Origin of the sequence: Anoxybacillus ayderensis (assembly GCF_013761015.1) — a bacterium.
GTDB lineage: Bacteria > Bacillota > Bacilli > Bacillales > Anoxybacillaceae > Anoxybacillus > Anoxybacillus ayderensis.
The window spans coordinates 76,891-98,132 of record NZ_JACDUV010000002.1 but is presented as its reverse complement, the minus strand read 5'-3'; the positions used below and the strand labels follow the sequence as shown (position 1 = coordinate 98,132).

18 protein-coding genes are annotated in these 21,242 nt (G+C 42.1%); 2 read left to right on the top strand and 16 right to left on the bottom strand.

Annotation, left to right across the window (positions count from 1 at the left end; all coding sequences use genetic code 11):
- Positions 1 to 34 precede the first annotated feature (34 nt).
- Entirely contained in the window at positions 35 to 1,999 is a 1,965-nt protein-coding gene (locus tag HNR63_RS02835) for a methyl-accepting chemotaxis protein (protein WP_181519725.1), read from the bottom strand.
- A 201-nt stretch (positions 2,000 to 2,200) separates the two neighbouring features.
- Here HNR63_RS02835 and HNR63_RS02830 point away from each other — a divergent pair, with 201 nt between their 5' ends.
- Entirely contained in the window at positions 2,201 to 4,570 is a 2,370-nt protein-coding gene (locus tag HNR63_RS02830) for an EAL domain-containing protein (RefSeq protein WP_181519724.1), read from the top strand.
- Positions 4,571 to 4,583: 13 nt separating this feature from the next.
- Here HNR63_RS02830 and HNR63_RS02825 read toward each other — a convergent pair whose 3' ends face one another.
- The 11 genes from HNR63_RS02825 to HNR63_RS02775 form a co-directional block, all read right to left on the bottom strand.
- Positions 4,584 to 5,378, bottom strand: coding sequence for an ABC transporter ATP-binding protein (locus tag HNR63_RS02825; protein ID WP_042534581.1), 795 nt, complete (start codon positions 5,376 to 5,378; stop codon positions 4,584 to 4,586).
- Positions 5,344 to 6,318 (bottom strand): ABC transporter permease, encoded by a 975-nt coding sequence (locus HNR63_RS02820; protein ID WP_085789265.1) that lies wholly within the window; start codon positions 6,316 to 6,318, stop codon positions 5,344 to 5,346. Before HNR63_RS02820 ends, HNR63_RS02825 begins: the two co-directional genes overlap by 35 nt.
- An 18-nt stretch (positions 6,319 to 6,336) precedes the next feature.
- Positions 6,337 to 7,317, bottom strand: a complete 981-nt coding sequence (locus HNR63_RS02815; RefSeq protein WP_181519723.1) for an ABC transporter substrate-binding protein — start codon at positions 7,315 to 7,317, stop codon at positions 6,337 to 6,339.
- Positions 7,318 to 7,628: 311 nt separating this feature from the next.
- Positions 7,629 to 9,179 (bottom strand): fatty acid--CoA ligase family protein, encoded by a 1,551-nt coding sequence (locus HNR63_RS02810; protein WP_181519722.1) that lies wholly within the window; start codon positions 9,177 to 9,179, stop codon positions 7,629 to 7,631.
- Between the two features lie 137 nt (positions 9,180 to 9,316).
- Positions 9,317 to 9,979, bottom strand: coding sequence for a 3'-5' exonuclease (locus HNR63_RS02805; protein ID WP_085789270.1), 663 nt, complete (start codon positions 9,977 to 9,979; stop codon positions 9,317 to 9,319).
- An 11-nt stretch (positions 9,980 to 9,990) separates the two neighbouring features.
- Entirely contained in the window at positions 9,991 to 11,826 is a 1,836-nt protein-coding gene (locus HNR63_RS02800) for a DUF294 nucleotidyltransferase-like domain-containing protein (protein WP_181519721.1), read from the bottom strand.
- Between the two features lie 52 nt (positions 11,827 to 11,878).
- The gene (locus tag HNR63_RS02795) at positions 11,879 to 13,528 is read right to left on the bottom strand and encodes a sodium:solute symporter family protein (protein ID WP_181519720.1); all 1,650 of its coding nucleotides are present in this window, start codon (positions 13,526 to 13,528) and stop codon (positions 11,879 to 11,881) included.
- A gap of 26 nt (positions 13,529 to 13,554) precedes the next feature.
- Positions 13,555 to 13,857, bottom strand: a complete 303-nt coding sequence (locus HNR63_RS02790; protein ID WP_181519719.1) for a DUF4212 domain-containing protein — start codon at positions 13,855 to 13,857, stop codon at positions 13,555 to 13,557.
- Positions 13,841 to 14,047, bottom strand: coding sequence for a hypothetical protein (locus tag HNR63_RS02785; protein WP_181519718.1), 207 nt, complete (start codon positions 14,045 to 14,047; stop codon positions 13,841 to 13,843). The genes HNR63_RS02790 and HNR63_RS02785 overlap by 17 nt, the downstream gene beginning before the upstream one ends.
- 351 nt (positions 14,048 to 14,398) lie before the next feature.
- A complete protein-coding gene (locus HNR63_RS02780) occupies positions 14,399 to 14,782 on the bottom strand; it encodes a hypothetical protein (RefSeq protein ID WP_181519717.1) in 384 nt (127 codons plus the stop codon).
- Between the two features lie 172 nt (positions 14,783 to 14,954).
- Complete coding sequence (locus tag HNR63_RS02775; protein WP_181519716.1) at positions 14,955 to 15,689, bottom strand: MBL fold metallo-hydrolase; 735 nt, start codon at positions 15,687 to 15,689, stop codon at positions 14,955 to 14,957.
- A 153-nt stretch (positions 15,690 to 15,842) separates the two neighbouring features.
- On the opposite strand from HNR63_RS02775, the gene yhfH reads away from it, so the two are divergent.
- Positions 15,843 to 15,974, top strand: coding sequence for a protein YhfH (yhfH, locus tag HNR63_RS02770; protein WP_021095297.1), 132 nt, complete (start codon positions 15,843 to 15,845; stop codon positions 15,972 to 15,974).
- 28 nt (positions 15,975 to 16,002) lie between these two features.
- Here the strand turns inward: yhfH and HNR63_RS02765 are convergent, their stop codons facing one another.
- The 4 genes from HNR63_RS02765 to HNR63_RS02750 form a co-directional block, all read right to left on the bottom strand.
- Positions 16,003 to 17,712 carry a glycoside hydrolase family 13 protein gene (locus HNR63_RS02765; RefSeq protein WP_181519715.1) on the bottom strand — a complete coding sequence of 570 codons (1,710 nt, stop codon included), beginning with the start codon at positions 17,710 to 17,712 and terminating at the stop codon, positions 16,003 to 16,005.
- Positions 17,713 to 17,730: 18 nt separating this feature from the next.
- Entirely contained in the window at positions 17,731 to 18,558 is an 828-nt protein-coding gene (locus tag HNR63_RS02760) for a carbohydrate ABC transporter permease (protein WP_043963869.1), read from the bottom strand.
- 11 nt (positions 18,559 to 18,569) lie between these two features.
- Positions 18,570 to 19,865: an ABC transporter permease subunit gene (locus HNR63_RS02755; protein ID WP_181519714.1), complete on the bottom strand. Its 1,296-nt coding sequence runs from the start codon at positions 19,863 to 19,865 to the stop codon at positions 18,570 to 18,572.
- Positions 19,866 to 19,934: 69 nt separating this feature from the next.
- Entirely contained in the window at positions 19,935 to 21,242 is a 1,308-nt protein-coding gene (locus tag HNR63_RS02750; protein WP_181519713.1) for an ABC transporter substrate-binding protein, read from the bottom strand.

Below are 21,242 nucleotides of genomic sequence, written 5' to 3'. Positions count from 1 at the left end.
TTTACAAAAAAACCTAGCTCGCTGGCTAGGTTTTTTATTTCACTTTAAACTTATTCATCATCTCTGTCAGTTCATCAGCTAACTGTTCAACTTGTTTTGCTTGTTCAAAAACTTGTTGAGCTGCTGCTGCTTGCTGTTCAGTTGCCGCGCTCACTTCTTCAATGCTAGCCGATGCTTCCTCTGTTACTGCTGCGACATCTTGCATATGCTCTGCAATTGTTTTCGTATCACTTTGCACAGTATGAATGCGAGAAATCACTTGATCACTTCGTTCGCTTGCGCTCGTCAAGTTGTGTGCAATATGTTGGAACGCTTGTTTCGCTTCACTCACTCGTTCAAAAGCAAGATTCGCCACTTTACTGCCTTCTGTCACAATCACGATCGCTTGTTCTGTATCGCTATATGTTTGCTGGATCATTTGCGCAATTTTATCTGTTGCTTTTTCTGTTTCTTCTGCTAGTTTTCTCACTTCTCCTGCTACAACGGCAAAACCTCTCCCTGCTTCTCCCGCTCTTGCTGCCTCAATCGAAGCATTCAATGCTAATAAATTCGTTTGCGATGTAATATGACTAATCACATTAACAATTTCTCTCACTTCTTTTGAACGTTCACCTAATCGTTTCATCGCCTCAACTGCATCTCTTGAATGTTTAGTTGCCGACATCATCGCTTCGCTCATCGTATGAAGAATCGTTTCTCCTTGTATCGACACTTGCTTTGCTTCTGCCATCGCTTTTTCCATATTTTCAGCTTCTCCAATTAATCGCTGTAATTCGTTCATCATGCGATTGACTCGTTCTGTGACATCTTGAACAGAATGTGCGATTGCTGTCGAACCGTGAGCCATTTCGCTCATCGTCACTGCCACTTGGTTTGTTGTTTGCTTCGTTTCATCACTAGCCACCACAAACGTTTGAGCATATTGACGAAGCTGCTCAGCTGAATCGTGCAACTGTTGTAGCATATGTCGCATATGATGAACCATTTGTTGAAAATATTGACCGAGCTGTCCTACTTCATCTTTGCTTCGATGGTCGATCGTTACCGTTAAGTCACCGCTCGCTACTTCTTTCGTTAATTGGCTTAATTTTTGCAACGGACGGACAAGTCGTGAAGCAAATAAAACGATTATAACAACCGCAAATAACACAACAACTCCCGCCGTAACAAACGATAAAATCGCTAAATAATATAACTTTTCTGTCGCTTCATCGACAGGCACAGTAAGCACAATCCCCCATCCTGTCGATTCAATTGGTGCATAGAAGGCGTATTTTTTTACCCCTTCAAATTCATATATCCCCATTCCTTTTTTGCCATCTAACGCCCGTCTTAACAATGAAACGAGCTGATCATTTTTTTCTTTCAATAAGTTTTTCTCTAATACGTATTCTTTTTTCGGATGCGCAATTAGCACTCCGTCTTGCTGAATTAAATACCCATATCCCGTTTTCCCAACATCAACGTGAGTAACTAAGTTTGTTATTTCTTCTGTTTTTACTGTCCCTAATAGTACGCCAATAATTTCTCCTTTTTCACGAATAGGAGAAGCAATGACAATGACTTTTTCCCCAGTCGCACGTGAAACGATCACATCAGAAATGGACGTTTTCCCTTTTAAAGCCTCTTGAAAGTATAGGCGATCACTAATGGATAATTCTTTTCCATTCGCGTACGCTTTTCCATTCCGATCAGCAACGGCAATCAACTCAAATGTTGACCACGTTTTTTGGATATGAGCAAGTCTTGTCTCATTTTTTTGTAGCTCAACAACATTCCATCCACCTTCACTGCTCAATCCTTCAATTAATTTTTTATGATCGATAATCCACTGATTGACCGCTGTTTGCAGCCGTCCAAGCTCTACTTGAGCCGTCTGTTCAAATTGATCCTCTAAAAACTGCTTTGCTTTTTGATGGTTCAAATATGCCACTAAAAATAAAGAAATAATGACAAGAGGCATAATGACTAACAGTAGCTTTCCCCTAATACTTTTCATAATCTTCCCCCTAACAAACGAATGTTTTATATATGTATTATCATAAATAAAATAAGTATGTAATAAAAGTAGGTAATTTTGACGATTATGATACATTTTAAATAAAATATTTATCTCTATTTTATATATTGAAAAATCAACATCTTTCGACAATAATAGACATATATTCTATTTTTCTATGTAAAAGGAGGGACGGAAGAAGTGGAAGAAAAAATACGCTTGCCACATGCTCTTTTCTCAAATGAACAGTTGCTATTTCATATGATGGACCAATTGTTCGATATCGTTTTTTTAATGAAAGTCGAAAAAGGACCGCGGTTTCGTTACGTGCGCGTCAGTCCGACAGCCCTCCATTTAGCGAATTTACGCGAAGAAGATATGGGAAAATATATTGAAGATGTGTATGATGAACATGTCGCAAATCATTTAAACTTTCAATATATAAGAGCATGCAAAACAAAGTCGCTCGTCACCTTTCGTGCTCGGATGAACGTAAAAGATGACATACGTTTTGCAGAATCTACGTTAATTCCGCTTTTGAACGAAAAAAATGAAGTATCATATATCGTCGCATGTACGCGTGAAATTACCGATATGCTAAAAAAAGAAGAACAGCTAGAAGAAGCACAACAACTAATTGACTCTTTATTTACCCACTCCCAAGAAGCTTTTATTTTATTTGATTTATTCGGGCATATTATTCGCGTCAACGAAGAAACAAAACGTTTATTCGGATTGCAACAAAAAGACGTTGTCGGGAAAACACTTTTCGACGTCATTCCTGTATATAAAGAAAATGTCGATCAAACGTTGCAACGATTAAGCGAAGGAAAACCGTTACATGCCATTCGCCTAACGATGAAAACGAAAAACGGTGAGACGATATACGTTTCTGTAAACGCATCTCCTTTATTCAACAAAGACGGAAACATTATCGCAGGCTTTGCTAGCCTTTTAAATATTACCGATCTCATCCTAACGCAAAAACAATTAAAGCAAAGCGAAAAATTACATCGTCATGTCGTGGAAACCTTTCCCGAGGCGATTATGATTTGTACAAATCAACAAGTAACGTATGCGAATGCAGTCGCCCTCCGTATGTTCAAAGCATCAACGATCGAAGACGTACGAAACAAACCAGTCCAACAATGGATTCATACCGTCCCGGAGCCAACCATCACAGCAATCGACGGCGAAACAATCCCTGTACAAATCGACATCCTCCCGTTCCCGTACGAAACAAACAGGACTGAACTGATGATCATTAAACCGAGTGAACCGATCGTTGTACATGAAAAAGAAAAAGTATATATAGATCGAACGGAGTTTATGGAAAAGCTCACCGATCTTCTTTTTACGCACGAAGGTGTCGCCGTTCTGTTAATTGATATACATCAATTTAAATTTATCAATAGCTTTCTCGGCTATGAAAACGGTGACGAGCTATTAAAACAAGTAAGTATGCGCCTGCACAACATGATGAACCGAAAAGCGATTTGGACGCGAATAACGGGCGATCAATTCGCAATTGCTCTTTCGTACGAAAGCCAAGAAGAAGTAAAGCAGTTTGCCACCATGATAAAAGAGGTGCTCATCGAGCCATATCTGATCGCTCAACAACAAATTCGCATCGGCATTCATATCGGTGTCGGCTACGCATACGATGCAAAGTTATGTGCGGAAACGTTGTTAAACAATGCCGAAAAAGCGCTATATTTTGCGAAAACGGAAGGAACAAACGTCGTGAAATCGTACGAAGCGCATATGTCGGACGCTTTTACCCGCAAGATTCAGCTTGAAAATGCCCTTTCGTCAGCAGTGAAAAACGGAGAACTTTTTTTGCTTTATCAGCCGAAAATCAATTTCTACGCACGTTCGTTTAGTGTCGAAGCGCTCGTCCGTTGGAAACATCCTCAGTTCGGCTTTGTGAGCCCCGCCGAATTTATTCCAATGGCGGAAGAAACGAACGTCATTCACGACATCGGAAAATGGGTGTTGCGTCAAGCGTGTCGCGATCTTTCGCTTTTGCGCCAACATACGACGAATCGTATGAAAATCGCTGTCAACTTATCTGCCAAACAATTGCTAGACGAACAACTATTCGAGGATATTCAACATATTTTACAAGAAGAAGGTTGCGACGCCTCTTGTTTTATATTTGAAATTACCGAAACAACAATGATTAAAAATCCCGAACATGTCGTAAAAACGTTAGAACGTTTAAAACAGCTCGGCTTTTCGATTGCCGTAGACGACTTTGGCGTCAGCTACTCGTCGCTTGAATATTTAAATCGCTTCCCGATCGATGAAGTGAAAATCGATCGCTCGTTTATTCAAAACATAATAAACAATGAAAAAAGCAAAGAAATTGTGAGCGCCATTATTTCGCTTGCGCACAAATTACGGCTAACGGTGACTGCCGAAGGAGTCGAAACAAAAGAACAAGCGCAGTTTTTAATTGAAAAACAGTGCGAACAATTACAAGGGTTTTATTTTAGCCGTCCGGTCTCGCTTGAACAGCTCCCAAGCACGATCGCATCATTACAAAACATGATGAAATCCCCGATGTAACTCGGGGATTTTTTTATACAAGCACGGCGCGATCGCTGGCGAATTGGCTGCCGCGAATACGTTGAAACTCTTGAAGAAGAGAGGCAACAGTTAACTTTTTCTTCTCTTCTCCACTTGCTTCGAAAATGATTTGTCCCCCGTCCATCATAATGAGACGATTACCTAATTGAACAGCTTGTTCCATATTGTGCGTCACCATTAACGTCGTCAAGCGATTCGTTTCAACAATTTGTTTCGTTAAGTCTGTAATTAGCTTTGCGCGCGCAGGGTCTAACGCCGCGGTATGTTCATCGAGAAGGAGCACATGCGGCTTCGTAAACGTCGCCATTAAAAGCGATAACGCTTGCCGCTCCCCACCAGATAACAAGCCGACTTTCGCATGGAGACGGTTTTCTAATCCGAGCTGGAGCGTCGCGAGCGTTTCTTTAAAAAATTCGCGCCGCTTTTTCGTTACGCCGAAACGGAGCGTTCGCTTTACCGTTCGGTTATAAGCGATCGCTAAATTTTCTTCAATCGTCATGTTCGGTGCTGTCCCTGCCATCGGATCTTGAAAGACGCGACCGATATAACGCGCTCGATCGTGTTCACTCATCGTCGTCACATCTTTCCCGTCAATCACGACTTCTCCTGTATCTGGAGCCAATCTCCCTGAAATAATGTTCATCAACGTCGATTTCCCCGCTCCGTTGCTGCCGATAATTGTTACAAAATCGCCCGGCTGAAGCGAAAGTTCGATATGTTTTAACGCCACTTTTTCATCGAGCGTTCCTTCGTTAAACACTTTCGTAATCTGCTTGAGTTGAAGCAACGGCTGCACCTCGCTTTCTCGCTTTCCGCTTTTTTTCGGCACGCGCCGCTACCATTTGCGGAACGACGAGCGCTAAAATGACAATCATCGCTGTAATGAGCTTCACATCGCCCGTCTCTAAAAATTGGACGCGCAACGCAAGCGTAATGACGATGCGATATACAATGGCTCCGAAAATCACCGCAAGCGTCGCTCGCACAATCGTTTTCGCCCCAAATAACGCTTCCCCGATAATGACCGACGCTAAACCGATGACGATCATGCCGATCCCCATGCCGATATCGCTAAAGCCACTATATTGCGCAATAAGCGCACCTGAAAACGCGACGAGCGCGTTTGACAAGCCGAGACCGATCATCGTTAAACGGTCGGTGTTGCCTGAAAAACTAGCAATCATTTTTTTATTATCCCCGACGGCACGAAGCGCCAAACCGACTTCCGTTTTTAAAAATACGTCAATGACTACTTTCACTACAGCGACTAAAAACATCCCGAAAACGATAATCGCCCACGTTTTCGGAACGAAAGGAAATATCGTTGCCAACGCTTGATCGAAACGTTGAAATGCTTTTGTGATGATCGTCATGACCGTTTCTTGTTGTAAAAGCGGGACGTTCGGTTTATCCATAATGCGCAAGTTAATCGAATATAAAGCGATCATCATTAAAATCCCTGATAATAACGGATTAATTTTCCCCTTCGTATGCAAAAGGCCTGTCGCACATCCTGCGAAAAAGCCGGCACCAAGCGCCGCAAGCGAAGCAATAAACGGATTGACGCCACCGACGATGAGAACGGAAGCGACTGCCGCTCCCGTCACGAAACTTCCGTCCACCGTCAAATCAGGAAAATCTAAAACGCGAAACGATATATACACCCCAAGCGCCATAAGCGCATATAACAATCCTGCTTCAACTGAGCTAAACAATGCTGTAATCATTCGGATCCATCCTTTGTTTTATTCAATAAATTCCGCCATGCTATCCCATTCACTACGCCATTCGACACCCATCTCTTTTGCTGCTTTTTTATTGATGACAAGCTTCAATTTTTGCGGATATTGTACCGGAAGTTCAGATGGCTTTTTCTTTCCTTCTAAAATGTCTGCTGCCATGACGCCTGCTTCATAGCCAATATCGTAGTAGTCAAAACCGTACGCCGCGAAACCGCCACGTTTCACGGAATCTAACTCGCCGACAAAAAGCGGTACATCTTGATCGTTCGCGACTTGAATGACGGACTCAAGCGCTGAAACGACCGTATTGTCCGTAATGACGTAAAAACAATCGACTTTGCCAACTAACGATTCCGCCGCTTGTTTCACTTCCGCCGATGTCGACACCGAAACAGGTACGATCGTTAAGTCGGTTCCTTCCATCGCTTTTTTCACCGCATCAATTTGCGCCACAGAGTTTTGCTCGCCCGCGTTGTAAATCATGCCGACGCGATTTCCATTCACAAATTGATCAATAAATTGCACCGTTTTCGGAATAGCATCTGGATGCGTATCCGTTGTCCCTGTCACATTTCCACCCGGATTTTCCATCGATTGTACAAGCTTCGCTCCAACCGGATCTGTCACAGACGTAAAGACGATTGGAATATCTTTTGTTGCATTTAATGCACCAAGCGCGCTCGGTGTCGAATTAGCGAAGATTAAATCGACGCCATCCGCAACAAAGTTGTTGGCAATCGTTTGGTTATTGTTCATATCCCCTTGCGCGATTTGCACATCGTATTCGACTTTTAACCCTTTTTCTTCAAGCGCCTTTTTAAATCCGTTAAATGCCGCATCAAGCGACGGATGTTCAACAATTTGCGTCACACCGATTTTATATGTTTTCTCCTCGCTTTTTTCTGTTGTCGTTTTTTCCCCAGCACATCCTGCTAGCACACTTCCTGCAAGCAACAACGCGCCACACGTCTTTACCCACTTCATTTGTATCCCCCTCACTTTTTCGCTGTTTCGCTTTTATGCGTTAAATTATACAAATATATTTTCTAAATATCAAGTCAATTCTAAAAAAAATAAGAAAAGCGCAAAGCGCCCGCCTATCGGCGAAGAGCGCACAAGCCCCACCGAGGAGAGCTCGAACCAAGCGGTCGCTTGGTTCTGCGTGGGTAACATCACTGAGGTGTCTCAATGTGTCGCCGCCGCAGTGTGGGGCGGAGCGACTCGAGCCGATGGCGCTTGGAGCTAGACATGAACCCGAAATTTTATATTTTCTCATCTTGAAAAAAAAACGGTGCTTACATCGCACCGCTTTGAGAGATGACTTGTTCTTTTAATGCACGTCTTAAAATTTTTCCTGTCGTATTTTTTGGCAATTCCTCTAAAAATTCAATCGAACTTGGCACTTTATATTTCGCTAAATGCTCGCTACAATAAGCGATTAGCTGTTGTTCTGTCAACTGTTTATTTTTACTTACCACATAGCATTTTACCGCCTCTCCAAAATTCGGGTCTGGCACGCCGATGACTGCGGCTTCCACGACATCCGGATGGCTGTAAAGCACTTCTTCCACTTCACGCGGATATACGTTATATCCTCCAACAATAATCATATCTTTTTTCCGATCAACAATGTAAAAATATCCTTCTTCATCCATTTTCGCTAAGTCACCTGTATATAACCAACCGTCTCGAATCGTATGCGCGGTTTCTTCTGGCATTTTATAATACCCTTTCATCACATTCGGACCGCGCACAATCAGTTCTCCGACTTCACCAACAGGCACTTCTTCTCCTAATTCATTGACGATTTTATTTTCAACGTTTATAATGCTCGTCCCGATCGAGCCCGGTTTACGCGGACGATCAAGCGGATTAAAACATGTGACTGGCGAAGCTTCTGACAGTCCATACCCTTCGGAAATGATAACTTGAAACTTTTTCTCGAAGTTTTTCAATAACGCAACAGGCATCGATGCTCCGCCTGAAATACATAGGCGCATATGCGCAAAATCTTCCGCCTTTCCGTCTGGATATTGATATAAAAAGTTATACATCGTCGGCACACCCGCAAAAACAGTCGCCTTTTGTTCACGCGCCACTTTAAATACTTCTCCCGGGCTAAATTTCGGGAGAATAAGCACCGTTCCCCCATTCATAAGCGGGGCATTGAGCGCCACCGTCAAACAAAAGACATGAAACATCGGCAACGTCGCAATGACGCGGTCATCTTCGTTTATTTTTAAGTAATCTGCGACATCTTGGGCGTTGCTGTATAAATTTTTATGCGTCAACATCGCTCCTTTTGGCTTTCCAGTCGTTCCTGATGTATATAAAATGACCGCCACATCATCATCGTGAAGCTCTGGCCCGAAGAACGGCACATCACCTGTCGCAAGCACATTTGTAAACGATTTCATTTTTTCCGGCACGACGATGCCATGTTCTTTCCCTTGCGGTGTTTCACAAATGATGATATGCTCAACATTCGGTAAACGTCCGTCAAGCTTCATAAGCGTCGGCATGACAACATCAAGCGCAATGACGACTTTCACATCGCCGTTTGTTAAAATGTAATGAATTTCATCTGCCGTATAAATGGGGTTAATCGGAATCACCGTCGCCCCCGCACGCATCGCACCATATAAACTGACGATAAAATACGGTGAATTGCCTAACAATAGCGCCACATGATCCCCTTTGTTTACCCCTAGCTTCGCGAGTCCGCTCGCAAATTTCATAATCGCGCCGTTCAGTTCACCGTACGTTGCTGATGTTTGCTCGAACATATACGCCTGCTTATCTGGCTTTTGCGTAGCTATTTGCTGTAACCGTGAAACTAAATTCATTTTCCCCACCCCTTTAGTGAATGAATGATCATTCATTTTAAAATTAAAAAAATTCTAAATGTATTATATTTTAAAATAAAAAAACAGGCAAGTGAGACATATTGAATTTAAAAAAAACGAGGCTTTGTCGCCCCGTATTAAAACGATATGGATCGCATTTGGCTATCTGTGGCGCGCAGCAATTCTCCCCACGTTCGATAGCCGCGCATGCGAAATTGTTCCAACAGCTCAACGAATAAATACGCTGTCGTGAGCGCATCGCCGATGGCGGAATGTCGTTCATACATGCGTGTACCGAACGCTTGGGCATATCGTTCCAAATCGCGCATATCATATGACGGTGCAATAAAGCCAATTAAATCAAGCGTATCGATAAACGTCGGTTTGCGAAATTTCATTTTTTCGCGGCGCAATTCGTGTTTCATCACAAATAAGTCAAACGAAATGTAATGTCCGACAAAGCAAACGCTTTGTTTTTGTTCAACAAATTGAAAAAAATGTTGCAATGCTTCAATTGCCGTCGGCGCATGTTTCACCTTTTCTTCCGTAATGTTCGTCAATTCAACAATAACCGGTGGGATATCGCGATTCGGATTCACATACGTATGAAACGTTTCGTCTTCTATCACCGTCGTTCCCTTCACTTGCACCGCACCGATTTCGATTAACCGATCCGTTGTCGCTACATCAAACCCGGTCGTTTCTGTATCAAATACGGTAAAAACAATATCATCAATCGGCGTCGATAACGGGATGTTATCATTTAACTTATAGTCAATCGCCTTTCGTAAAAAAAACACCCCTATCCCCCCTAAAAATGAGAAAATAATTGCGCCTGCAGTTGCTTTAACGTTTTTAAACTTAACATGAGTTCATCTTTTTCTCTTGTCGTCATCGTCGTAAAAGATAAGACAGACGACGATTGTTTATTCGCTTTATAATGATTCCATTTATGGCGAATGTAAATAGCTAGCACATTCTCGGCCGCTTTTTGCACATCTTTCGCAAACGCAGGAGATAATACTTGTTTTTCCTTTAGCTTCTCAATTCGCTCAAACGGCGTGCCAGATACGATTCCATGAATGAGCCCTAAAATTTGTATGCTATGATGGTACGGAAATAACACTTCTTTTTTCATATCGATTGTTTTTCGCTCAAGCCCGAAAATCGAGCGAATCGGACGATCAAGCGTCGGAATTTCATTTTGCTTTTCCATCTCAACAAGCCGAAAAAAGAAAATTTTCGCGCGGTTTAACTGCTCACGAATTTGTTGTTCAAACGCACGATGCAAGTCGATATCCCCATATACAAATCGATACGAGAAAAAGTTTTGCGCCAACAACAAATTGTCATTTGTCGCATGAATCATCCACTCGCGCAATCGATCTTTCCACGTTTCAAGCGAACCACGCCATGCGTTTTCGCTCGCCATCATCTTCCCTTTGCATCGCTCATATCCCGCTTTCTCCATGACGCGCACAATCGCTTCACCAAGCGTTGCAAAATATGAAGCGTGCTCCTCGCTTTCGTACACAAGAAAATGATCTTGGTCGGTTAATAAAAACTGCTCCCTCCGTCCGCTTGATCCCATCTGGTAAAAGGCGAAACGGCACGGAGGATCTCCGACTTGTTCGATCGCTAACGATAAACAACGAAAGACGAGTCGATCGTACAGTTTCGTAATCGTATTTAAACATTGGGCAATCGGCACTTGATCGCGCAACATTGTCGCCAACAACTCGTAAATCGCTATTTTCATTTTTGATAGCGTATGTTCATCCGCATGATCAATTTGTTGAATCGTGCGCATCATGCTTTCATTTTTCTTTCGCATTAAATCTGAAAACGTCACAATCCCTTCTACTTTTCCGTCGTCAACAACAGGTAAATGTTTCACCCCACGTTCAATCATCATGGCAAGCGCATCGTAATAATACGCAAATCGTGAAATCGTCGCGACATGTTTTGTCATCACTCGTTCAACAGCCGTGTCATATGGAAGCGACTGTCCAAGCACTCGCTCGACAAGATCCGTTTCCGTTAAAATACCACATAACTGTTGGTCATTCGTCACAACGATCGAACTAATATGAGTCGCCGCCATTTTTTTTGCTGCTTCTTGTACTGTCGCCGTTGGCGGTAAAGTGACGACATCGCGAACCATTAAATCTTGCACAGGAACGACAAACGATGTGGAATCGCCAAATTTGCGCGCTTGTTTGACTTGTTCAGCAAGCGACACATATACGTCTTTTAATCGGATGCACGCCTGCGCAAGCAAATAGTCATGGACGTTCGGATCATCCCATAACCGAGTTAACACAGAAAACGGCATGACAAGCACTTCACATCGTTCCGCCGCCCGTACAGCAACGAGCTCTTCTTTTCCATCGCTTTTCGATACACCTAAAAAATGAGCTAAGCTTGAAAAGCCGATAATTCCACCTTTTTGTACGACTTCAAGCACTTCGTCATACCCTTCGTGCTCGACGTATACTTCCGCCACACCATCAAGCAACAAAACAAGCCCTTTGCGCCGCTCATTTTTCCCTAAAATAAGATCGTCTTTTTCAAACGCCTTTCGTTCACATGCAGCGATAAGCTGTTCAATTTCACGTTGTGGCAACCCCCGGAATAATGGATGCATCTATATCTCCTCCCTTATAAAAACGGCATCTGTATACACAGATGCCTTGACATTATCTCATCCACACTTGACCGTCTTTATATGTCATTTGTTCTGGATAACGGAGGTCATATACTTCTTCTTGTACAGATTGTGAAGGCTCTTTCGTCATCAATGACACGACGACGTTTGCTGCGATCGCAGCGATTGCTCCAAAAATCCCTGCTCCTGTATCAACAATTCCTGCAACGGAAAAGCCACCATATTTCGCCGCCAAAATGTAGCCTAACGAAACGACTAACCCAACAAGCATGCCTGCAATCGCACCTGCCGCATTTGAACGTTTCCACCATACCCCGAGCACGAGCGCTGGGAAGAACGTACTTGCCGCAATCGCAAACGCCCATGCGACAATTTGTGTAATAACGCCCGGTGGATTTAATGCGACTAAACCAGCCAACACCGTTGCCGCAACGATCGAAATGCGCGCAACGAGCAAGCGGTTTTGCTCTGATGCGTTCGGACGTAAAATGCGATAGTAAATGTCATGCGCAAACGATGAAGAAATGGCAATCATTAAGCCTCCTGCGGTCGATAACGCTGCCGCCATCGCTCCAGCTGCGACTAAACCGATAACGAACATACCAAGGTTTGCAATTTCTGGCGTCGCCATCACGACGATGTCGTTGCTGATGACCATCTCTTGCCATTGTAAAATACCGTCGCCATTTGCATCTGCAATTTGTAATTTTCCTGTGTTAATCCACTTTTCTGTCCATGCTGGCAATTCGGTAATTTTTTGACCGACGACATTTTTAATTAGGATGAAACGCGAAAAGGCTGCATACGCAGGTGCTGATAAATAAAGCAACCCGATAAATAAAAGCGCCCATGCTCCCGACCAACGTGCCGCTTTCATCGTTGATACCGTATAAAAGCGAACGATGACGTGTGGAAGTCCTGCCGTTCCAGCCATTAACGTAAACATAAGAGCAAGAAACTGCCATTTGCTACCTTTTAAAAATGGTTCTGCATACTGCGAAATGCCTAATTGCTGATCTAACTCTTGAAATTGACCAACAATTTTTCCGTAAGAAAGCCACGGAATTGGGTTTCCTGTCAACTGAAGCGACATGAAAACGACCGGGATTAAGTAAGCGATAATTAAAATGACGTATTGCGCCACCTGCGTCCATGTAATTCCTTTCATTCCGCCAAACGCGGCATAAAACGCAATTAATACAACCCCAATCATCGTACCGACTTTTGCGTCCACTTCAAGCAAACGCCCGATAACAACGCCCGAACCAGAAAGCTGTCCAATCGAATAAACGAACGAAATAATAATTGTACAAAGAGCAGCAATCATGCGAGCCGTATGGCTTTCATAACGGTCGCCGATAAACTCTGGCACCGTATAACGTCCATATTTCCGAAGCTGTGGGGCAAGTAAAAACGTAAGCAACAAATAACCGCCCGTCCAGCCCATAATATATGCAAGACCGTCGTATCCTAACAACATAATCGTACCGGCCATACCGATAAAGGATGCTGCGCTCATCCAGTCCGCTGCGATCGCCATTCCGTTTGAAAACGGAGAAATGCCGCGACCTGCTACGTAGAAATCAGACGTTTCTTTCGCTTTATTGTAAATCGCAATTCCGATATATAACGCAAATGATGCAATAATAATGGATAAAGACACGAGAAATTGTGTATCCATCTTGCTCCCCCTTCCCCTTTGTTCTCTTAATGATCAAGCGCTTTGCCTGCGCTTAATTGTTCGTTTTTCTCTTCGCTAATGCCGTACTTTTTATCGATGTTGTCGCTCACTTTTGCGTTAATAAACAACAACAAAATAAACGTCACAATCGCCCCTTGCGCTCCCATAAAATAATGGAACGGGAAGCCGTTAAACGTCATATTTTTAAACGACTCGGCAAACATGACGACGCCAAATGAAACAATAAACCAAATAATCAAGAAAATAACAATTAACCGCACACGCTCACGGAAATATGCATCCGCCACTTTTTTATCGATTTGTTTCAAACAAACACACCCCCAAGTTAAAAATAAATTTGACCGTTTCTAAAAATGGTGCTGGGAACGTTATGACTTCAAACAAAAAGTAAGCGAAGACTGACAAGAATGGAATGAGTAAAAAGAAAGGCTTTTGCTTACGAAAAGCAACGTACAAACTTATGACTGTAATCGCTAAGATGAGGTAAAACGCAACCAAACAAATACCCCCTTTAACTTGTAAGCGTTATCATTTTCTTTTAGCACCCACCTCCTAGTATGTGTTACTAAATTTTAAGAAAATTCTAACACAACCATATTATCTCTACTTTTTCATTCATCGTCAAGCACCTGTTCAAAAAATTTTCAAAATTTTTATTCTGTATTATAACAAATAAAAAATGGACTAGCTCAAAAAATCACTCAAATTGTTTCAAATAATCAAGATCCAATATCAAACGATTATTTATTTGTTAGGTGCACTTCTTGGAAAGTCTCTCACACACTAGGGTGACGGGGAGCCTGTGAATAGACCGTATCAAAGGCTTCAAATTTTTGATATCCAGTATTTTTAGTTCATGTCTTTCGTTTTGTTTTGTTTCCTTTTCATGAATAAAAGAATTATGAGGAAGCCAAGTAAAATAAGTGTAATCCACAAGGAAATAGAATAAGCTTTTTTAAATAGTTGAATGGTCCACGCTGGTGCCCAAGCATCATCCCCTAGTAGCCAATATGCGACCACATTTGAAATTCCAATACCTTCTGTATTTGGTTTCAGTGATTGATAATAATTAAGTGCTAAACTAATACTGCAAACTACGGATACGAGAAAAAGTGCAGTAATTGTCATAAGGAGTGTTTTAGATAAATCTTTTGTTCTTCTATAGAATAAATGAGTAAAAATTAAAAGATTAAGTAACAAAATATAATAAAAATAAAGTTCTGGATTGAACATAATTTCACTCCCTATCGAAATGTTCCCTTAAGATTAGTACATTAAATACATGTAACTATCCAGCCGCATAATTAAGTGAGCTGAATAGTTACTTTGACTTAGAGTTTTAAAAAACTGCCAATAAATTTTTATAATAAATTTCCACAAAAAAATGAATAAGCGTAGTGATTCGCTACCCTTCCCATGTCCATCTTGTTTTCGCTAATTGCACATCGCCATGAAAAATCGTTTTTGCTTCAGCGACAAGTTGTTCGACGTTGCCGAAATGAGGCAAGTGCGTAAGCAACAACGTTTCAACGCCTGCATCGCGAGCGATCGTTGCCGCTTCTTCACTCGTCATATGCCCAGCTTGTTTTGCGGGTTGCCCTGCGTAAAAATTGCATTCGCAAATGAGTAAATTCGCCTGTTTGGCAAAAGGAACGAACTGCGGCAAATAACTTGAATCAGCTGTGTACACGACCGTTTTTTCTCCTGCCGTGATTCGCATCGCATAACAAATGGCTGGATGTTCCGTTTCCATAAACGAAATCGTAAACGGACCGATATGAAGCGTCTCATTCGGATCGTACGCCACTGCTTTTGTCACCCCTTTATGAGCGAGGCGCGCAAATCCATCTCGATCGAGCGAATGACCATAAATCGCCAACTCCGGCAAATCGACGCTTAAATTTTTCTTAATCAGTCGGGCATATTGAAGCGGGCCAATATCTGCCACGTGATCGTGATGATAATGCGATACGATGACCGCATCAATTTGTTCAATGTCAATGACGTTTTGTAGCTGCGCTAACGCTCCGCTTCCGCAGTCGACTAACAGATGAAACCCATCATGTTCGAACAAATAACACGATGTCGCTTCATTTTTTTTCGGAAATGCTCCCCAATAACCGATCACTGACACTTTCATATGTATTCACCTTCCTATTGTAAATGTGTACACCTACACAATACCAAATTTTCGTCTTCATTTCACATATATAAATGTTATAAAACAACTATTGACAAATGTATATCTGTTATAATACAATAAGATTAACAAAAACGAAGGGGATGGGGAGTTATGTTAGAAAAAATGTCTGAATTTTATAAAAAGTTACCTCCAAAAACATGTTGCGAGTGCGGGAAAGAAATGGAAGAGCAACATGAATGTTACGGCAATGTTTGCGTTCAATGCTTAAACGTTTCTTGCTAAAGTAAAAAGCAGCCACGCTGGCTGCTTTTTACTTTAACTTATATACACGTGCTTCATACGGCTTTAGCACAATGGTTTCAATCGGTTCACGTTCATCGACCGCATAGTTGCTAATGAGCAATTGTTTTTCCGTAAACGTCACGTGTGACGGCAATGTAAATGTCGGCTGGTCGCTGCTAAAGTTTGTAATGACAAGCAGCTGTTCATCGTTGAACTTGCGCACATATGCGTAAATTTGTTCATCGTCTTCAAGCAATAGCTCATATGATCCGTACACGATAATCGGATGTTCTTTTCTGAGACGAATTAGCTTTTTGTAATAATGGAATACCGAGTTTTCATCTTTTAACGCTTGTTCAACGTTAATGTCACGATAATTCGGATTGACATTAATCCACGGCGTGCCTGTCGTAAATCCGGCATGCTCCGTTGCATCCCATTGCATCGGCGTACGTGCATTGTCACGACCACGATAATGAATCGCTTTTAATATTTGATCTGGATCGTATCCTTTGTTCACAACGACATCGTTCCATAAATTTATCGTTTCAACGTCGCGATAATATTCGATTGACGGAAACGCAACATTCGTCATGCCGATTTCTTGTCCTTGATAAATGTATGGCGTTCCTTGCATCATATGTAGCCATGTCGCCAACATTTTTGCACTTTCGACCCGATACGTTTTATCATCGCCAAAACGAGATACGGAACGCGGTTGATCATGATTTTCTAAATAAAGCGAATTCCATCCTTTTCCGTGAAGCTCGACTTGCCACTTGCTCATAATTTTTTTCAAATCCGTCAGTTTCCACGGTTGAATATCCCACTTCCCAAGATGGCTCCCCGGCTTCGAATCGACGTCCATATGCTCAAATTGAAATAGCATATTCATGACGCCGTCTTGCTCGTTTGTAAATTGAATCGCATCGTCCGTCGTCACCATCGGCGTTTCTCCGACCGTCATAATGTCGTATTTACTTAACACTTTTTCTTTCATTTCACGCAAATAGTCCATTAACTTCGGTCCGTTAACAAAATATTGTCCGCCCCATTGATAACGGTCATTCGAATTCGTCACTGGCGCATCTGGCAAACCTTCGACTTTTGACAACAAGTTAATGACGTCCATGCGAAATCCGTCAATGCCACGGTCTAACCACCACGTCATCATGTTGAAAATTTCTTCGCGCACCTTTTCGTTTTCCCAGTTTAAATCCGGCTGTTTTTTCGAAAATAAATGTAAATAATATTCCCCTGTCGCCTCATCGTATTGCCATGCCGAACCGCTGAAAAATGATTGCCAATTGTTCGGTTCTTTTCCGTCTTTCCCCGGACGCCAAATGTAATAGTCCCGGTACGGATTATCTTTTGACTTGCGCGATTCAATAAACCAATGATGTTCATCGGACGTATGATTTACAACTAAATCCATCACTAACTTCATGCCACGCGCATGCATTTCGTGAAGCAGTTCGTCCCAATCAGATAGCGTCCCGAATTCTTCCATAATGTCTTGATAATCGCTAATGTCATAGCCGTTATCATCGTTTGGCGACTGATAAACAGGTGACAACCAAACGACATCGACACCAAGCTCTTGTAAATAATCTAGCTTTTCAATAATCCCGCGCAAATCACCGATCCCATCCCCGTTTGAATCTTTAAAACTGCGCGGATAAATTTGATACACGACCGCTTCTTTCCACCATTGTTTCGTCTTTGGAATCGATTCCATTTCCTTTTCCCCTCTCCATTATTCTTTCACTGAACCAGACGTTAAACCAGAAACAATACGACGTTGGAATAATAATACCATAATGACGAGCGGAATCGTTACAATAACTGTCGCTGCTGAAATTTCGCCCCAAGGAATCGTATATTGCCCTTGAAACATTGCGATACCGACTGGCACCGTTTTATAGTTTTCTGCTGTGTTAATCGTTAACGCAAATAAAAATTCGTTCCACGCCGCAATAAAAACGAGAATCGACGTTGTAAAAATGCCTGGTACAGCGAGCGGCAAAATCACTTTAAAATACGTTTGTAGCGGTGTTGCTCCGTCCATTTTCGCTGCTTCTTCTAAATCAAACGGAATTTTACGGAAAAACGTCACTAATAGCCAAATGGAAAGCGGCAACGCAAACGTCGTGTACGGAATAATTAATCCTAAATAACTATTCGTCAACTCAAACTTTTTCACAAACATGTAAATCGGCGAAATCGTCGCAATTTGCGGAAACATCGATACCGATAACACGATGCCAAGAATGACCGACTTTCCTTTAAAATCTAGGCGCGCAATCGCATACGCGGCAAACGCGGCAACAAAGACGGTGTATACAGTCGTAATCGTCGCGATGACTGTGCTGTTCCATAAATATTTTACAAACGGATAATTGACGAAAACAGAAACGTAACTTTTTAACGTCGGATGGCTCGTAAACCAATTAAACGCTTCTTCGCCAAACAATTCGCTTAACGGCTTAATCGAACTTAATAAAATCCATAAAAACGGAAACATGACTAAAAAAACGAAAACAAATAAAAACACATAAAACAATGGACCGGCTTTCTTTTGCATCGTTGCACCTCCTATTTTCGATCAGAAATGAGGTCAGCACCTAAAAATTTAATGTAAATCGTCGAAATGATCGCTACGCAAATGAACACGATCACCGCTAACGCTGAACCGCCACCGAAGTTTGTTTGCGAGAACATCACTTTATACGCTAAAATCGAAATCGTTTCTGTCGAGTTCGCTGGTCCGCCACCTGTTAATACGAAAATTAAGTCAAATACACGAAACGCATCAAGCGTACGGAACAAAAGCGCAACGAGAATGCTTGATTTCAAAAGCGGTAACGTAATTTTGACGAACTGTTGCCACTTTGTCGCTCCGTCAATCGATGCAGCTTCATATAAGGAGCTCGGAATCGTTTGCAATCCGGCAAGCAACAATAACGCCATGTATGGTGTTGTTTTCCATACGTCAGAAAAAATGACGGCAAACATCGCTCCCGCACCTGTCGTTAATAGTTCACTCATATTGTTGATGATGCCGATATCCGCAAAATATTTGGCGACAATCCCATTTTGTCCGTCATACAAAAACTTCCACATTAATGCAGACACTGCCGTCGGAATCGCCCACGGAATTAAAATCGTTGCCCGGACAAGTCCGCGACCGAAAAACGCTTTATTAATAAGCAACGCAATCGCTAAACCGAGCACTAATTCAATCGAAACGGAAATAACGGTAAATACCGTTGTATTCCAAAGCGCTTTCCATAAACGAGCATCGCTTAAATAGTTTTTATAATGAGCAAGACCGACAAAGTTCGGCTCAATGACCGCTCCGCTTAGCCCATTGGCAAGCCCTGTTAATTTGTCTCCTTGCTTCAATTGTCCGTTTTCGTTTAACGTTTTTAACGTTTGTTTCGCTTCGTTAATCGTTTTTGTTAAATGTTGTGCCGCTTGTTCATCAATAGAAACGATTTTTATGTCTTCGCTTGGCACTTCAAAATTGTTTAAAATTTCATCTATTTGCTCATATCGTTTTGCTACTTCTTCATCCGCCCGAATTTCTTCATCTACTTGTTGCAGTTGTTGTTGCAGTGATGTTAACTGCTCTTTTTCATCACCTGTCGCTTGCGTTATTTCTTGTTTTAATGCGCTCATTAAAAACGGATAACTTTCTAAATATCGTTCTAAGTTTAAACTGTAATCAAGATGGAGAGAAGATTTCGCTGGGTTGTTCAGACGATAATCAAATAAGCTGAAATAAAACGACTGAATAACCGGCCAAATGGCGACAGCTAAAATAAGCAAAAGCGATGGAGCGACAAGAATATACGCTAAACGGCGCTCCGATTTTTTTTCGTTTTTCACTCGTTGTTCCCCCTTTATGCAAAGGATTTAGCCTTCAGCGCTCATATGAGGCTGAAGGCTAACGTGTAACTACTGCATCACTGCTTTAATTTCTTTTTCCATATTCGCAACAGCTTCTTCTACTGTAATTTGTCCTGCGATTGCTTTTGATACGTTAATTTGAATAATTTCAGATACTTCTGGATAGTTTGGTACAACTGGACGCGGTACCGCTGCATTTAATCCGTTAACAAATCCTTCTTCTGCAAAGAATGGGTTCGCTTTTAACACTTCTTCGTCTTTAAATAGTTCTGGAAGCGTTGGCGCTAAACCGCCGTAAATCGCAGAAATTTTTTGACCTTCTGGACCCGTCATAAACTTCACAAATTCCCAAGCTGCTTCTTTATTTTTTGAATATGCGTTAATCGCTGTCATCCATCCACCTAATGCAGCAGCTGAACCTTTATCACCAGCAGGCAGTGGCGCAACGCCAACTTTATCAACGATTTTTGATTGCTCTGGATCGTTTGCTAATGCGTATTGGTATGGCCAGTTGCGAATAAATGGCGATTGACCTTCAATAAACGCTGTATGAGATTCTGGTTCTGTAAATGTTGTAACGTTGCTTGGCACAACGTCAGACGTTGCAATTTCAACCATTTTCTTCAACCCTTTAATTGTTTCAGGGCTGTTGACGACAACGTTGTTGTTTTCATCGACGATTTTTCCACCGTATGCCGCAATAAATTCAATCGCGTTACATACTAATCCTTCGTATTGTTTCGCTTGCATTAAGTATCCGAATTGTGTGCCGCCTTGTCCTTTAAACTCGCGAGCAGCTGCTAACAATTCATCCCATGTTTTTGGCACTTTATCTTCTGGTACGATGTCTTTACGATAAAATAATAGTCCTGTGTCAATAAATTTCGGCATCGCCCATTGTTTTCCGTCAAAGTTTCCAGCTGCAAGCGCACCTTGGTTGTATGCACTTAAATCAATGCCGTCTTTTTCGATGAAACGATCGAGCGGAAGAACATATCCAGCTTGCGCAAACTCTGCTGGCCAAATAACGTCTAAGTCCATGACGTCAATTTCCGATGATTTCGCGTTTAACATCGTAACGTACGCATCGTGCTGTGCTCCTGTGTCGGAAGGCATTTCACGAAATTCGACGTCAATGTTTGGATATTTTGCTTCAAACGCTTTTACGATTTCTTCTGTCGCTTTTGTCGCATCTTTCCCGCGAGCATACACGATTTTTACAACTTCTTCAGATTTTTTTGCATCGTCTTTTTTATCCGTTGTTTCCTTCTTGCCTGTGTCTTGACCGCCAGAGCAAGCTGTCAAGCCAAGTGTAAGCGCTAACAACGCAGAAGAAAATTTTGTTGCTTTCTTCAT

What these genes read in the sequence shown, in the direction of transcription:
- HNR63_RS02835 (WP_181519725.1), bottom strand. Translation starts at nt 1,999, where the DNA reads ATGAAAAGTATTAGGGGAAAGCTACTGTTAGTCATTATGCCTCTTGTC.
- HNR63_RS02820 (WP_085789265.1), bottom strand. Translation starts at nt 6,318, where the DNA reads ATGATTACAGCATTGTTTAGCTCAGTTGAAGCAGGATTGTTATATGCG.
- HNR63_RS02815 (WP_181519723.1), bottom strand. Translation starts at nt 7,317, where the DNA reads ATGAAGTGGGTAAAGACGTGTGGCGCGTTGTTGCTTGCAGGAAGTGTG.
- HNR63_RS02810 (WP_181519722.1), bottom strand. Translation starts at nt 9,179, where the DNA reads ATGAATTTAGTTTCACGGTTACAGCAAATAGCTACGCAAAAGCCAGAT.
- HNR63_RS02800 (WP_181519721.1), bottom strand. Translation starts at nt 11,826, where the DNA reads ATGCATCCATTATTCCGGGGGTTGCCACAACGTGAAATTGAACAGCTT.
- HNR63_RS02795 (WP_181519720.1), bottom strand. Translation starts at nt 13,528, where the DNA reads ATGGATACACAATTTCTCGTGTCTTTATCCATTATTATTGCATCATTT.
- HNR63_RS02780 (WP_181519717.1), bottom strand. Translation starts at nt 14,782, where the DNA reads ATGTTCAATCCAGAACTTTATTTTTATTATATTTTGTTACTTAATCTT.
- HNR63_RS02775 (WP_181519716.1), bottom strand. Translation starts at nt 15,689, where the DNA reads ATGAAAGTGTCAGTGATCGGTTATTGGGGAGCATTTCCGAAAAAAAAT.
- yhfH (WP_021095297.1), top strand. Translation starts at nt 15,843, where the DNA reads ATGTTAGAAAAAATGTCTGAATTTTATAAAAAGTTACCTCCAAAAACA.
- HNR63_RS02765 (WP_181519715.1), bottom strand. Translation starts at nt 17,712, where the DNA reads ATGGAATCGATTCCAAAGACGAAACAATGGTGGAAAGAAGCGGTCGTG.
- HNR63_RS02760 (WP_043963869.1), bottom strand. Translation starts at nt 18,558, where the DNA reads ATGCAAAAGAAAGCCGGTCCATTGTTTTATGTGTTTTTATTTGTTTTC.
- HNR63_RS02750 (WP_181519713.1), bottom strand. Translation starts at nt 21,242, where the DNA reads ATGAAGAAAGCAACAAAATTTTCTTCTGCGTTGTTAGCGCTTACACTT.